At 43.9% G+C, this 15,348-nt stretch carries 15 protein-coding genes; 4 read left to right on the forward strand and 11 right to left on the reverse strand.

The genetic code is table 11. From position 1 onward, the window contains the following. Positions 1–679: 679 nt before the first annotated feature. From FZC40_RS00300 to FZC40_RS00310, 3 genes are all read left to right on the forward strand, one after another. Positions 680–961, forward strand: coding sequence for a hypothetical protein (locus tag FZC40_RS00300; protein WP_148601954.1), 282 nt, complete (start codon positions 680–682; stop codon positions 959–961). A gap of 76 nt (positions 962–1,037) precedes the next feature. Then, positions 1,038–1,598: a GNAT family N-acetyltransferase gene (locus FZC40_RS00305; RefSeq protein WP_148601955.1), complete on the forward strand. Its 561-nt coding sequence runs from the start codon at positions 1,038–1,040 to the stop codon at positions 1,596–1,598. Positions 1,599–1,838: 240 nt separating this feature from the next. After that, on the forward strand, positions 1,839–2,459 hold the full coding sequence (locus FZC40_RS00310; protein WP_148601956.1) for an SOS response-associated peptidase: 621 nt from the start codon (positions 1,839–1,841) through the stop codon (positions 2,457–2,459). 18 nt (positions 2,460–2,477) lie between these two features. Here the strand turns inward: FZC40_RS00310 and FZC40_RS00315 are convergent, their stop codons facing one another. Next, on the reverse strand, positions 2,478–3,620 hold the full coding sequence (locus FZC40_RS00315) for a glycerate kinase (RefSeq protein ID WP_148601957.1): 1,143 nt from the start codon (positions 3,618–3,620) through the stop codon (positions 2,478–2,480). 536 nt (positions 3,621–4,156) lie between these two features. Between FZC40_RS00315 and FZC40_RS00320 the strand changes: the two genes are divergently transcribed. Further along, positions 4,157–4,429, forward strand: a complete 273-nt coding sequence (locus tag FZC40_RS00320; RefSeq protein WP_148601958.1) for an SHOCT domain-containing protein — start codon at positions 4,157–4,159, stop codon at positions 4,427–4,429. A 198-nt stretch (positions 4,430–4,627) separates the two neighbouring features. Here the strand turns inward: FZC40_RS00320 and FZC40_RS00325 are convergent, their stop codons facing one another. The 10 genes from FZC40_RS00325 to cobT all read right to left on the reverse strand — a co-directional run bounded on the left by FZC40_RS00325 (position 4,628) and on the right by cobT (position 15,310). Next, positions 4,628–5,983: a permease prefix domain 1-containing protein gene (locus FZC40_RS00325; protein ID WP_148601959.1), complete on the reverse strand. Its 1,356-nt coding sequence runs from the start codon at positions 5,981–5,983 to the stop codon at positions 4,628–4,630. After that, positions 5,976–6,335 carry a PadR family transcriptional regulator gene (locus tag FZC40_RS00330; protein ID WP_148601960.1) on the reverse strand — a complete coding sequence of 120 codons (360 nt, stop codon included), beginning with the start codon at positions 6,333–6,335 and terminating at the stop codon, positions 5,976–5,978. Before FZC40_RS00330 ends, FZC40_RS00325 begins: the two co-directional genes overlap by 8 nt. Before the next feature lie 511 nt (positions 6,336–6,846). Then, positions 6,847–7,083, reverse strand: a complete 237-nt coding sequence (locus tag FZC40_RS00335; protein ID WP_148601961.1) for a hypothetical protein — start codon at positions 7,081–7,083, stop codon at positions 6,847–6,849. A gap of 155 nt (positions 7,084–7,238) precedes the next feature. Continuing rightward, positions 7,239–8,087 carry a MerR family transcriptional regulator gene (locus tag FZC40_RS00340; protein WP_148601962.1) on the reverse strand — a complete coding sequence of 283 codons (849 nt, stop codon included), beginning with the start codon at positions 8,085–8,087 and terminating at the stop codon, positions 7,239–7,241. Positions 8,088–8,100: 13 nt separating this feature from the next. Further along, positions 8,101–8,841: an ABC transporter permease gene (locus FZC40_RS00345; protein ID WP_148601963.1), complete on the reverse strand. Its 741-nt coding sequence runs from the start codon at positions 8,839–8,841 to the stop codon at positions 8,101–8,103. Beyond that, positions 8,838–9,560: an ABC transporter ATP-binding protein gene (locus FZC40_RS00350; RefSeq protein ID WP_148601964.1), complete on the reverse strand. Its 723-nt coding sequence runs from the start codon at positions 9,558–9,560 to the stop codon at positions 8,838–8,840. Before FZC40_RS00350 ends, FZC40_RS00345 begins: the two co-directional genes overlap by 4 nt. A gap of 245 nt (positions 9,561–9,805) precedes the next feature. Next, complete coding sequence (locus tag FZC40_RS00355; RefSeq protein ID WP_148601965.1) at positions 9,806–11,290, reverse strand: B12-binding domain-containing radical SAM protein; 1,485 nt, start codon at positions 11,288–11,290, stop codon at positions 9,806–9,808. Next, entirely contained in the window at positions 11,287–12,615 is a 1,329-nt protein-coding gene (gene bzaD, locus FZC40_RS00360; RefSeq protein WP_148601966.1) for a B12 lower ligand biosynthesis radical SAM protein BzaD, read from the reverse strand. Before bzaD ends, FZC40_RS00355 begins: the two co-directional genes overlap by 4 nt. Before the next feature lie 69 nt (positions 12,616–12,684). Beyond that, a complete protein-coding gene (locus FZC40_RS00365) occupies positions 12,685–14,226 on the reverse strand; it encodes a DUF2284 domain-containing protein (RefSeq protein WP_279233299.1) in 1,542 nt (513 codons plus the stop codon). Beyond that, positions 14,213–15,310 (reverse strand): nicotinate-nucleotide--dimethylbenzimidazole phosphoribosyltransferase, encoded by a 1,098-nt coding sequence (cobT, locus tag FZC40_RS00370; RefSeq protein WP_148601967.1) that lies wholly within the window; start codon positions 15,308–15,310, stop codon positions 14,213–14,215. Before cobT ends, FZC40_RS00365 begins: the two co-directional genes overlap by 14 nt. Positions 15,311–15,348 lie beyond the last annotated feature (38 nt).

Genomic DNA, 15,348 nt, shown 5'->3' on the forward strand with positions numbered 1-15,348 from the left:
TGAACGTATTGTATCATTTTTTGATTTATTTTGCATAACAAGAATGCAAATGTTTTGTCAGAATCGAATTCGATCAGCAAGTAGACAGTAAGCTATATCCTGGCAGTAACACATGAGAGAGGAAAAGGAAAGTGAACTTGAGGAGTTCATCGATAATGCTAAGATCGTTGTGGGTGAATGATGAAGGAAGATCACTAAAGGATATTGAAAACAGTATCTGATGGAGTCAGGTACAATTTAATCATCAATTGAAAGTCTGTCAGTTACGGAATAACTAGCCAGAAATAGCGAACAAATGCAGTATCTCAGATAGGGAACATAGATTTGTATCGACAAAATATCAAAGCGATAACTGAACGAAAAAGGGAGAATTGATCATGTCATTATTTACGCAAAGAATTGAAGAACCAACTCTCCGGCTGATTCTCCACTATTAGCGGGGTGACGAAACCATCTTTAAACATCTGGCTATTAACGAAGTCAATATCATCAATGCCTTTGAAGAGTTTTTTGAGAGCCTGCCAATCAGCGACTATATCCTCAGCAAAGCCCATGTCATTGATGCAAACGGGATGGCAACAGAAGTTATTACCTTCGAGCCGGTGACCATCTTGCCGGATTATCAGAAGCAGAGACTGGCCGGAAACTGATTCGTCACGCCATTCAGGTTGCCACCGAAATGGGCTTTAAGGCGATTCTTATTTACGGAGATCCCCGATTTCATGGACGGCTGGGTTTCCGGGCAGCGGAAAAGTATGATATCATAACCAGCGAGGGCTACTTTGCCATCGGCCTGCTGGCTTATGAACTCCAACCCGGAGCACTTGAAAATATCAGTGGCGATTCTAAGAGTCATCAGCCTATCAGATCGACGAAGCTGCGTTGGAAGCGTTTGAGCGATCCTTTGAAAAGAAGGAAAAATACGAAACTGATTTTCATAAAGAGTTTCAGATTCTACTGAGTTTAATTTATAAAGCGGAGCAAGAAAAATAGCGTTCAGGCTAGAAGAATATTATTTTGAAGGGATCGAGAATAAAATGAAGAACATTAATACCAGAAACCTGTTATTAAGACCATTAACCATGGAAGACACAGCCGACGTTTTTGCCTATTCTAAAAGCAAAAATGTTGGTCCTCGGGCGGGCTGGAAGCCTCATGAAACAATCGAGGAAACAGCAGAGATCATGAAGACAATCTTTGTTGGGCAGGAAAATATCTGGGGGATTGAAAAAGAGAAACAGATTATCGGATCAATCGGATTGATTGAAGATCCCCATCGGCAGAATGATCAGGCACGGATGCTCGGTTACGCACTGAGCGAGGATCATTGGGGGCAGGGCATGATGACGGAAGCTGCCAGAGCCGTTCTGGCATATGGTTTTGATACCCTTGGTCTTAGTCTGATCTCGGTCGTGCATTATCCATCCAACCTGGGATCCCAGCGGGTGATTGAAAAATGCGGTTTTCTTTACGAAGGAACAATCCGGCAGGCCGAAAAGATCTATACCGGTGAAATCCGGGATATCAAAGCTTATTCTATATCCAGCGAAGAATTCCGGTGCAGAAAAGAGCAAGAATGTGAGACCAGGAAAGCTTAGTAGAATATTGACTTGCGTAAAAATGAGGAAAAATGGGATCAGATGAATTCTATCAATTTAATGCCAAGGACTTTGAGAAATTTCTGAAATGTGAAAATCCCGTTTATCGATACCACGGCTGAAGGTTCAGTTCGAATGCCAATATCAAGAAAGGGGACACGAGCGTGATGGTTTTGTTGTGGGAAACCCCATCGTAAGCATACAAAAGAACCGTCTCCTCGATCCGTGAGGGTGAATGAAATGTGTGGACGTTATATTCTGTTTTCAAATAAAGAGGAAAGAGTAATCAAGGCAATTGTTGAAAAAGTCAATAAAAAGTATCACATGGTGATAAAAAAAGGCGATATTTACCCAACCGATCTGGCACCGGTTTACGCACCGCGGCCGGATCAGCGGGGAATGGATCTGGAGTTGAAGAGATGGGGGTATAATCGGCAGATTGGAAAAAAAAAGACCCTACTGATTAATGCCCGGTCCGAAACGGTGCTGGAAAAAGCTGCTTTTCGGGATGACTTTCTGTATCGGCGATGCCTGATTCCGGCTGTCGGCTTTTATGAATGGAATGAGAAAAAAGAGAAATTCCGGTTTGTCGGTATGGATGATCTGATTTATCTCGGGGGCTTCTATCATGGACAGACAGAGGGATCGGATGCGTTTCTGATTATGACAAAACCGCCGGTGGAAACGGTGGCACAAGTCCACAACCGGATGCCGGTGGTGATTCCGGCCGATCAGGCAATGGACTTTCTTTATTCCACTGAAACAGCGCTAAAAATCATGTCGGAAAACCGGGTTATCCTCAAAAGGAAATTGATTGAGGGTGAAAAACAAGGCAGTTTCATCGGTTTAACAGAGGATTGATCCACCGCGTAATAACATTCAAGGGTTCATGCATACACTTGAAAGAAAACCAAAAAGATTGCAGATCGTTTCATCCAGCAATTGGGGTGCGTTTTCCATATGCCAAGCCAGACCTCTGTCATTTCTGAACATGGCAAAGGCGGCCGTTACACCACAATCATAGATTTTTTCATACCCTTCTTCCAGAGCGCCGGAAATTACGATGACCGGAATATGCTGTTTCTTTCCGTGCTTGCCAACCCCTGAAATCACTTTTCCCATCACGCTTTGAGCATCGGTTTTTCCCTCTCCGGTGATGATCAGATCGGCATCTTTTATGGCTGATTCAAAGCCGGTTTCGTCGAAGACAATATCCAGTCCGGATTTTAATTCGGCGTTGAAGAAGGCAACCAGCGGCAATGCCATGCCACCAGCGGCCCCAATTCCCTTCAAATCCATCAGCTTCTTTCCGGACTGCTGCTCCAGGAGCTGCCCAAAAACATGCAGGCCCTGATCCAGAAAAGCCACCATTTTCTTGTCGGCACCTTTCTGAGGACCGTACACCGCCGCTGAACCCAGATGTCCGCAAAGTACATTTTCAACATCGCATGCGATGGTTATTTCCACGCCAGTGAATCGAGCATCCACCTGACGGGTATCAATGGTCATCACACGGCTCAGATTTTCACCACTCGGTGTCAGCCGCTGCTTGTCCCGGTCGTAAAAACGGATGCCCATGGCACTGGCTACTCCCAATCCGCCATCGATGGTTGCGCTGCCGCCGATCCCCAGAATTATTTTCCGACATCCTCGATTGATCACTGCGTCAACTATCATCTCGCCGGTGCCGTAAGTACTGGTAATCAGTGGATTGCGTTCACCCGGGTTGAGAAGCGGCAAACCGGAAGCTGTTGCCATCTCAATAACTGCTATCTCTCCGTACAAAATGCCATACTCTACCATAATTTCCCTGAACAACGGGTCTTTTGCTTTGATTTTTACAATTTCGCCGGATTGGTGTTTAACCAGTACGTCCACCAGACCTTCGCCTCCATCTGAGATAGGAATTTTAATGATTTCGGTAGTAGGCATGATCTTAAGAATCGCATTTTCTGCGATATTACAAACCTCGGCAGCTGATAAGGATCCCTTGAAAGAATCCGGGGCAATCACTATTCTCATTTTGTGGTCTCCTTTAAATTATCTTCGGGCTTTTAAAAAAACAATAACATGGGTAACAACAAAGGCCTATGCTATTATTGATGATTTTTTCGCTATTCGAAAATATAAATATAAACCGATACCAAAGTATGATGATTCAGTTTCATAATCGCAGCAAAATACCATTAATTATAATTATACCCAAAATGAAATAGTTTTCAATGGCGATTTTGCCAATTAATTCTATCGATATTGGACAATTATACAATAATCGTAATTTATATTCAGGTGACACAAGAGGGAAGGTTTTGTTATTCTGATTCCCGGCGTTCGAACATGAAGGGGACTGCTCCCACAATCAGTGCGAAAGGCTATAGCCGTCGGGAAAAAAAACACATGCTATTCTTAAGGTTTGATTTGTATAATACATTCAATAATTGCAATTAATCAATATATATTCTTGGATGACTCGTAAAATTTCGTTAACTGAAGTTAATAAAAAGGGTGCGTGAAATTTAGAAATTAGGTATTTTCCAGAAAGAAGGTAGGTGAATATAATGATGCATTTAGGTGGGTATGGTATGTATTTTGGACTTAGTATGATAGGAAGAATAGGTGGTATGATTATGATGTGTTTATTGTTAATAGCATTTGTAGTATTTGCGATTGTTTGGATGTCTAAAAATTCAAATCTAAGAAAAAGCATAGATGAGTCTCAACAGCAACAATCAACCAATCGGGCAATGGAAATTTTGAACGAACGTTATGCTTCGGGAGAAATAACAGACGAAGAGTATGCTAAAAAGAAAGTGGAACTTAAAAAAGTGTGATCTTTATGGTATTGATGCCCCAGGCTTGACGTCTGGGGCTTTTTTCGTGCCGGCAATTACAATTGATAGATACGGCACTTTCATTTTGTCGAGATTCTCCAAAATGCGGCTAGGGTGTTTTGCATAAAATACTTAAATTACATACCGAAAAAAAGTCGGAGGTTTCCCTGACACCGTCAGGTCAATTGCCCCAAATTCTTATTGAAAAGCAAAAAATATGGGGAGGAGAAAGGCTACCATTCCAAACCATAGGGCATAAACATAGATGTAGGAAGTTTGAAACACTTCAATCTTTTTAAAATCAAATTTCTTTAAAAAAAAGCGGATGTACAGCCAGGCCAGACCGCCAAGATTAACCAGAAGTACCAGATTCTCGCCCAGCGCCGCAACTTTATTTGGTGTGAGCCCATAGGCAGATAAACGGAAAACGATAGCGGATAAAGCGATGCCGTCGATGATCAGGGCGGTGAGAATCAGGGCGAGATTGATATAATCGAATACCGTGTTTTTTTCATGGGGATTTCGGGCTGAAATCACATAAATCACCAGACCAAGAACCAGAGCAAGCATGAAATCAAAAGCGATCAGGTAATCCCGCTCAATAAACGGACTTTTACTGCTGCCAATCATCACACCAAGAAAAACAAGCATCACCAATAAGAAAAGCGGGCTGAATATTTTTGCTAGAATCGGTGCGAAATTCTCCACAACACTTTTCTTGGTCTCCACCAGGTAAATGGTAATCATAGCAGCTGAACTGGAACCGTAGACAATCAAATAGTTCTGGATGAACCAACTGGCATTTATTTGAATGGCAAAGAACATTGCCTGAATAAACATGGCCAAAACGATGATTCCGCAGAAGATCAGGGTACCATAAATCACCGATTCTCCGGTAAACCGAATGAAATTCATCCGGCCTTTGGTGGCTTTCCAGTCCATGCCCATATAGGCGATGCCGGTGATCAACCATAAAAATAACGGAAGATGCAAGGCGGTCAGGAATTCCGTATCATTGGGGGAGTAGGTGGGGTACAGGTTGATCAGTACCCAGGCCAATGCAAAAATACCCCCGATCACAGCCGGTATTTTCCAGGTTGACTGGTGTTTAATCAGGAAAAAAGCAGCAACAAACGGCAAAATAAAAAAGCTGATGTTCTTAAAAAACAGGACTCCATTTTCCGAATCAAGCAGATTTAAACCGAATAGCTCGGGAAGTTTGAAGAGGGTACCTGAGATTAGGGAAAAAATAATCACCATGGCAATATATTTTCGATTCTGGCCGGAATCAAGTGCACCATCTGGATTGATCATTAGATGTTTCCAAAGATTTTCGGTACTGACTTTGGAATACTCTTTAGAAATCGCATGTACATTTCCCATCCGCTTTACGCTGATCAAAAACGCTTCTTCCGTTGAAAGTCCGATCGTTACCAGATCGTCAATTTCATCCTTCAAATGATTTTCCAATTCGATTATGTCCGGCTCGCTCAAGTCACCTTTTGCGCGGAGTAGATCACTCCAGGTCCGAATATTAGATATTAAATCAAACATATTGAAATTCCTCCTTTTTATTAATTAAATTCAGCCAGGTTTTTGAAAGTGCGGAGTGGACTATATCCCACTGTTTTTTTTGCATGTCCAGCTCGGTCAGGCCTTCTTCTTTGATTCGATAATATTTTCGCTGACGACCTTTTTCAGAACCCTGCCAGTAAGATTCGATAAAGTTTTTCTCTTCAAGACGATGGAGTACCGGATACAGCATGCCCTCTGACCAGACAAGTTCATCTTCGGTTAATTCCTTCACTTTTTTAATAATTGCATAACCATAACTGTCCTCCTGTTTTAAAATGGCAAGAATAAAAGGAATCGCCGAGGCTGCAATTAAATCCTTGGATACATTCATAAAACCTCCTATATACCAAGATGTTCTAGGTATAATGGTATTATACATAGAAGTTCTAGGTAAGACAAGGGGTAGTTGAAAAATATTTTGCGAAGCTCGCATGCTGCCAAAATGAAGGCGGACATTGAAGTCAAGGATTTTATCACGAAACATAAGATTTCCATCATTAGAACAGAGAACCGACCTCTCGATCTTTAACTTAGTATTTCCTTAATTAATAAGACTGTTGACGTGATTTACAGACGATCTTAAGCTTAAATAGCTACTATATATATGTGAAAAGTAATGGACATACTTCTCACTTTACTATTTCTGAGCAACGAATCCTTCAAGGGTTCGTTGCTTTTTTAGTGACCATCCATTGCAATATTTTGTGGTTTGAAGAAGAATCTGTGACTTGAAATATTGGTTGGGGGCTGGTTCTGATAATTGCGGAAAATAAAAAGCACCTCGGTGAGATGCTTGTCAAAACGGTATATTTATTTGCTTCATCAGCTTTTTTGAATCTTTCTTATTTCGCTTCTTTGGATAGTTTCTGAACGCCCCGGGTAATGAGGCCGATGCCATCTACGTGTTCAGGTTCAAAACTAGAACAACCGCATAAAGGACAGGTCTTTTTCTTAAAGGCAAAATAATAAACGATATAGACAATACCCCCTACTAACCAGAGACAATTAATTAAAAACCAAACGAAGCTAAATTTTTTTGTCGGGATAACGTTCTGACCACAATCACTACAATGTTTCATATGAGAACCCCCTTCATTTATTAATTGCAGTATATCATGTTCTAATTTAATTTAATACAACTATTGTGAAATATTTTTAGTATTTAACTGGCCTTATCCTTGTTTTTGTTTTTTATGGTATCCATAACGATCATGTCCAAGCAAATATGAAAAAATCAGCTAAGCTTCTTAACCGGAAACTGGATTTCGGTCAGCCAGTCCGCCTCTGAATCTTTATTCCAGACCCCATCAATGTAGGATTCACGGGGATTATCGATGATTTCATAACCGTTGTTTTCCACCCACTTCAGCACAGCATTGTAGGCTCGGGGGAATCCCATATAGGAGCCTTTGTGAAGTGCACAGGCCGCATTTTCCACCCGGTCAATGACCTTGAAGGTCAGCATGTCCGAGTCCACTTTTTTTTCGGTGACCGCCTCGCAGATTTCAACATCCACATCGGTTTCCCGGTATTCACCGTCATGATAGATATTAAAGCAGTATTCAGGAACGGCACAGACACAGCCGAGTCGTTCCATTTCGGCACCCATCGGGGGGAGAATATGAAACAGGGAGTCGTACCCGGGGACGATGGTACGCATGGATGCCACAATCACCTGAGGGAGCTCCTTGAGGATAACGTGGTATTCCCCGGTATCCCCATCATTTTTTGCCAGATAGGATTCTACCTGGGACAGCCGCATGGTGTCCTCGGCAATTTTATGCATGAGCTCCAATTTTTTTTGCTGAAGCAGATTTCTTTCTGGGATGCCGCCCTGAACCTGCTTAATTTCGTCCAGCGTAAACCCCATTTCCCGCAGCGCCAGAATTTGGTGCAGGATGGGGAGTTGTTCGGATGTATAATACCGGTATCCGGTGAATTTTTCGATGAAAGCCGGAGCCAGAAGACCGATTTCGTCATAGTGCCGAAGGGCCTTGATGGTGACCCGGTTCATTTTTGAAAACAGCCCGATTTTATAATATACGGTATTTTCTTTTCGTTCGCAATGATAGGTTTCGTTCATTTGCTTTCCTTTCTTATTCCCAGCGGAAGAATCGTATCGATAGAATAATTCCGATTACCAGAGATCCAAACAAAACAATCAGGGGAAACAGCAGACTTGTTTCAAGTCCCAGACTTGTAGATTTTAAAAGCTTAATGCCCTGGGTAAGGGGGAGAAAGCCAGCTACTGCCTGGAGTGGTTTGGGAAAAATCTCAAAGGGAATGGTGGCACCGGATAAAAACAACATCGGGAAGTAAACAATACTACAGACCACGTTGGCGGTTTTGACCGTTTGGCACAGGCTGGCAATGAGCAGTCCCAGGCTGTACATGGAAACCATGACCAGCAGATAAGACCCCATAAACGTCAGCTTGGAGCCTATCATTTCATAACTGAAGAAGGTCTTGGCCACGGCGTAAATCAGCAGGGCTGAAACTACTGACAGCAACATATTGATGACGGAATGTACCCATAATAGCATAGTTGGACTCACCGGTGTCACAAAAAATTGCTTGAGAATTTTCTTGTCCCGATAATCCGCGATGGTCAGGGGGATGCTCATAAACGCAGTGGCACAGATTCCCACAGTGGCCAGGGCTCCGAATGAACTCTGAATCAGGGTAGTGCCGGCATCGCTAGTGGTCGGGTTTTGTCCGGAAATAAGTCCGATTAAGATCATAATGCCTACCGGCATGCAGACACCGAAAAAGATGCTGTCAATGCATCTCAAGGAAAGTTTGCCTTTGATTTTTAGTAAGGTCAAAAATTTTTTCATACCGCGATTTCCTCCTTCATTACCCAGAGATAAGCGTCTTCCAGTCGTTGGTAGGGACTTCTTTTAATCAGCTCAGGAACGGTGTCTGTCACCAGCGCATGTCCCCGGTTGATGATGCAGATTCGGTCACAAAGAACCTCCACTTCATCCATGTAATGAGAGGTGAGAAAAAGTGTCAGCCCCTTTTCTTTCAGATCGATTAAAACATCCCATACCGCCCGTCTGGCCTCGGTGTCCAGCCCAGTTGTGAGCTCGTCCAGGAAGAGGACCTCGGGCTGAGGGATCAGCGCCAGCAGCACTGACAACTTTTGTTTTTCGCCTCCGGACAGTTTTGCCACGGGCTGCTTTTGGTACTGATCCAGTTTAAACTGGGCCAGCAGGTCATCGTAATTAGCTGGTGAGCGGTAAAGGGCAGCCATTTCCTCACAGATTTCGCCTATCCGGATATTGCCCTGATAACTGGAGGACTGCAGCTGGACACCCACCCGCTCAAAAAGTCGCTTTCTTTCCTTTGTCGGATCCATGCCCAGAATCCGAACCGATCCGTTATCAAAGGATTTAAGACCCAGGATACAATCGATGGTGGTTGATTTCCCGGCCCCGTTGGGACCCAGAAGACCAAACACCTCTCCTTTTTTAACGGTGAGATTTAAGTTGTTCACCACAATCCGATTGCCGTAATGCTTGTTTAAGTTTTTCACTTCAATACTGATTTCCATTTTTCCCTCCAATCATTTCTTGCTACAGTTTGAAGTATAAATCCTCCTCCACGGGGAGAGTCAAGGGTGAGTTTTTATAATTTTAACAGGAAAAAAGAGCAAACTGTTTCGGAATTACACCTGCCTGGTTTCGCTTAATCAGAGGTAATTAATACAACGAGGCGGTCTGTATCGACCAGCAGGCTCCAAAAAATAGTACCGACCATTGCTGAAGGTGCAGCAATGGTCGGTATAGCTTTTTACTTTTATGACATGATCAAATCAACGGTCTGATTGAATGATTTTACATAAATATTTATTTTTTCAGTCGTCATTTCATCATTGTCAAATTCATTCAATAAGCCGGCAAAGGAGTACGCCAGCAACTTATTGATTTGATCGTATTTTTCAGTGATCACAGGATCTTTTTTAAAACTCAGTTCCCAGGAATCTTTCATATAAGTGAAAATATGGTTAGTCATATCCCGCATCATTCCGGCCATAGCGGCAACCTTTGGATTCAGGTAATCGGTATCGGCTTCGTAGGTGGAGTGATCAGAAATATTGAGTCGTCCCTGTTCCTTAAGGGCTTTGTAGGAGGAGCTTCCCTGAAGAATGATCATATGATGATAGAGAACATTGACGCTTATTTCCAGTTTCTCCAGAAGATCATTTCGTTTAAGAAAATCGTAATTTACTTTCAGATCTTCAAGGGTGGAGTCCGGTTCGAACATAATAAAGCCGACGCTGGGTTCAATACCGTATTTTCTCAAAATCTTCAGAGCTTTTTCATTATCGGCAACGGTGGTCAGTTTGTTCAGCCGTTTTAACGCCTCATCCCGGCCGCTTTCTAAACCGATGAGAATATGACAAAGGCCGGCATCGGTTAGAGCCGTGATGGTTTCTTCCTCAATATCGTTGGCTCTGGCTTCAATGCCGAAGCGGATGTTTCGATCTTTCAAGAGTACGGCAAGTTTTAGCACCCGGTCTTTTCCGGCCCGACCGGGACCATAAAAGTTGGGATCCACAAAATAGAAATAGCGGATATCGGTTTCCTTCATAATAGCGTCAATTTCGGCAATGATATTTTCAGGGCTTCGCCCCCGCCATTTTCGTTTGGCATCCCCGTAATAGGGGTTGATGTAGCAGAAGGTGCAGCCGCCGTAGCAGCCGCGACTGCCGGAGATGTTGATTTCTCCAAAAGAATAGGATCCTTTACTGCGCAGCGGAAAAGGGAGTGAATCCACATCGGTGGTGATCTCCCCCTGAGTGGCGATGATTTTCCCGTCCTGTCGGTAGGCAATTCCCTGCAAATGGTCATCCGGGAAATGATCCACAAGTTTTGAGAACGTCAGCTCGTTTTCGCCTAAAAGTGCCGAGTCGATGGCTGGGCAGCGGTTGAGAATTTCTGCATAGGCAAAAGTGGGATAGAAACCATAAACAGTGACGTAGTCAATGGCATAGGCCGCTTTGACCTGTTCAATAAACTGGTAGAGGGTTTGATTGTTTTCCCAGTGATACACCAGGTGAATACCTAAAATGGTGGGGCGGATTCTGGCAATCTCTGCTTCAATGGCGGGATAATCCAGCTTTTCCAGATAGCCGTCGACGATGGTGACATCAATACTTTTGGAAGCAAGCATTCCCCCGATATAGCCGGTATTTAAACAGGCGGATAAGGGAGCATTGGCGATATCGTTGCAGCGATCTTCCCCATAGGAGCGGGGATGTTCTAATAAAAGTACTTTCATAGTGCGACCTCCTGCCACATAAATATATTTTTCTTGGTATGATAGATTTCCAAATCATAACGCAACCGATCAAAAGGGGCGGGATTGTAATAGGTAGGGTAGAGCAAATCGGTTTCTGGTGTAATCACATGATTTTCAAGCGCTTGTTTTTCAACCTTGGTTCCCGGCAAAATACGAATATTGTTTAAAACAATAGTGCCCAGGGTTTTCGATGCATAGTGAATGTTATAAATTGCGTCGATCAGCTCTTTGGCCTCTTTAATGGTTTCTTCGGTGTCTCCCGGGGTATTAACCAGGAAATGATAAACGGTCACGACACCGCTGTTGGCCAGCACCTGGGCGGTGTTGAGGATATCTTTGACAGCCATGTGTTTATCCATGGCATCCAGTGCGGTTTGACTGAGCCCGTCAGGTGAAAGCGAAAAACACTCACAGCCGGACTTTGAGTAAAGGGCCACATTTTCTTCGGTTAGAAGGTTTTCTCTGAAAAAACCGCTCCAGTTGATCTTGAGACCGCGTTTTAGTATTTCCTTACAGATGTTATCCAGGTGATCAACGGGAAGATTTACCACCGAATCGGTGAAATGAATCCGGGTGACACCATAGGTATCGTAAAGAAATTCAATTTCATCCACAACAGATTCCGGGGTGCGGCAACGCATGTTGTTTCCCTGGAGCAGTGGATAGGAACAGTAGCCGCAGGTAAAACTGCATCCCCGTTTGGTTTCCACACCGATACTTTCCACATAGTTATTGACGGTTAGATAGGGCCGGGGGTCCAGCAAATCCCGATTGGGCATCTGGTATTCCAACATATTGTAATCCCCAACGGGAGGGACAATTGAAACGTTCCCGTTTTCTCTGAAACATAAACCGGGCAGGCGGGGCGGGTTCGCTAAATTTGCCAAAAGCGGAACGATGATTTTTTCTGCTTCGCCGGTGACCCCGAAATCAATTTCTGGATATTCTATCATTAAACGTTCTGGAAATAAAGAAAAACCGGTGCCGCCGACTAAAATCGTTGCTTCCGGAGCGTATTTGTCAATGAAAGCTAAAGTTACCGCAAAATTAGGAATGAGGGACGATGTTTTGTTTCCGAGGGGATCGATATTTCGCAGCGAAACGCAGATAACATCTGGCTGATGAGCATCCAGCTGATGTCTCAGATCCCCATAGGGATCCGAGGACATATTCATATCAAAAAGATGGAGATCGTAATTGGTTTGACGTTCGACCTGGGAAGCAAGAACAACGATCCCAATGGGATAAACCCGTTCGATGTCAATGCCCTCCATGGAGAGCGCTTGAACGAATAATATTTTCATGATGGCTCCTTGATTGTATTTTTTAGTAATGTGATGAATCAATCGTCATAAGTATGATAAAAGTGCGGGTTACTCCAGTAGCAACAGTCCGTAATATTTGACGATCTGATCTTTGGCGGAGCGGGTTTCCAGAGTTTCGCCGTTTCCGCGAACAGTTTCAAAAACATCAATTCCGGAGCCTTCCATAGAAGGTCGTCGATTTTTCGTGTTTTTGCAGGGCTTGTCAAGATCGCATTTAGGACAGATGGCACAGGGACCGGCCCAAAAGGAGAAAGCTTTATGAAAGCCAGCAGTGAACGCCAATTTTTCAGCAGCCAGTATTTTATGCTGAAAATCTCCGGTTGGGGGTTCGCCTTTCAAAAGAAGGGCTTTTGAATAGGATGAGATCAGACTCCGGGTCTCATCCAGACTGATGTCGTTTGATTCACAATGCTTTTTATCATACGACGAACATCCGAAACGGCACTTGTTTTTGGCAAAGTCTGTAATCACCACTGAATCAGGAGAAATTTCGAAGACATCATGAAATCCCATTTCCCGGATCGGATGAATCAGTTTCTGAATGGGTGTGATGGCTAAATTTTCAATCAGAGATGATGACTTGGTACCAAAAATAAGGGCTGTATCGGTTTCCAATGGGATAAGGGGAGTGGTGGATAAACCGCTTTTTCTTAATGTATCAATCACCCATGCTCCCGAAAACACTTTGCCATTATAAGTATTCAGCAGCATGTTGACATCGGAAAGGTGTGCTTTAACGGGGCAATGCTCGTTAAAAAAATCATGAATGAGAAGGATGCCGTCATCCGTTAAATGTTTTGTAGCGGTACTTAACACTAACTCATTTTCGGCTTCAGCATAAGCATGGACGATGTTGGATAGAATAATTAGTTGGTATTTTTTAGTCAGTCCCCATTCCGGTTCTAAAATATTGCCAGGATGATAGTCAACCCGATCTGAAAAAGGTGTTTTTTCGATTATTTTTTTTGTCTGGGGAAGAACCTGACGGATGTCCAACAGAGTAGCCCTGGTATCCGGAAACTTGTCTAAAAAAGCTAGCGCCATAGCTCCGGAACCGGTGCCAACATCGAGGATTTCGCCGGAAAGAGAGCTAAAAAAAGTGACACACTCACTGGCTTTAAGTTTAGCGATGTTATCCATGGCTTTGATATATTTCTCCCGGCGGTTATCCAACTCATCTTCGCTGGTATCTTCAGACAGAAAATTAACCCGGCCTCCGGATTGCAAAGAAGCTTTCAGGGTGTTCCAATCCGCAATAAGATTTTTTCGCCACAGAATGGAGTCCCCCTGGTAGAGGGGACTTTCCTTCAGTAAATAGTCTTGAGTGAGCAGAGAATTGGTATAAAACTCCTGATATCGTTCTAAAAGGCCCAAACTTCTTAGCAGTTCAAGATAACGGCCGACTGCGGCTTCGTTGGAACATAAGGTCTGGGAGAGCTCACCAGAGGTTGCCCCCTGGCTGCCAAAAACATGAATTGTTTCAAAAATGTCCATTTCAAGTGCCGTAAACAAAGCATCGGACAACCAATAGGCGGTTGAAAGATCTTCTAAATATTGGCCGCCATTAGTGTGTGGATCATAAGCTTTCAATAGTACCTGCTCCTTTGGTAACACCGGCATCTTCATAGGTAAACATATCGCACATAATCCGGGCGGATGATTCCACGATATGCATGGCAACTGCCGCTCCGGTTCCTTCTCCAAGTCTGAAATTTAAGTTAAGGAGAGGATGCAGGCCCAAGTTCTGCCACATGAGCTGATGACCGGGTTCTTCGGATTGATGGGCGGGAATCATATAATCCAGAGATTGAGGACAAAGTCCTTTGGCAATAAGCGCTCCGGCAGTGGAAATAAAGCCATCCACCAAAACCGGTACCTGATGATAAGCCGCTCCGAGAATTACTCCGGCAATGCCGGCGATTTCAAAGCCGCCAATTTTGGCCAGGACATCAATCGGATCATTTTTATCTGGTTGAAGGCGATTGATGGATTCCCGAATCACCTTGATTTTTTTGATCAGGGCGGCGTTGTCGATGCCGGTGCCTCTTCCGGTGACGGATGAAACCGGATATTCCGCCATGACGGCTAAAATTGCGGCGCTTGGGGTGGTGTTTCCGATGCCCATGTCGCCGGTAGCTAATAAGTTGATCCCTTGTTCTTCAATTACTTTAGAAGCGACATTGATGCCTGCCTCCAAAGCCTGAATGGCCTGTGCCCGGGTCATTGCCGGTTCATGGTAGAAGTTTTTAGTACCATAGGCAACTTTGCAGTCAATCAGTTGGCCGTTTTTGACAAGCTCCGGCAGGTCAACGGCAATGCCCATATCCACGACAATGACTTCGGCGCCGGCGGCTTTAGCCAGAATATTGATTCCCGCTCCGCCGTTAACGAAATTTTCAACCATTTGGGGTGTGACTTCCTGGGGACAGGCCGAAATTCCCTCGGCAACCACGCCATGATCTCCAGCCATGGTAATGACCATTTTCTTGTCAACATTGGGGCGAATAGTTCGTTGAATCCCGGACAGCTGTTCCCCTAAAGTCAAAAGCTGTCCCAGGCTCCAGGGCGGGATTGCCAGTTTTTCAATGTGATCTCTTGCCGCCTGCCGCCACTTCGGGTCAGCCGGTGCGATGTTTTCGATAACTTGTTTAAGTGTATATTTTGTTGCGATCATGTCGTATCCTTTCATGTGAAATTGCTATATCAGTTAAA

Source organism: Acetobacterium tundrae (assembly GCF_008086615.1).
GTDB lineage: Bacteria > Bacillota > Clostridia > Eubacteriales > Eubacteriaceae > Acetobacterium > Acetobacterium tundrae.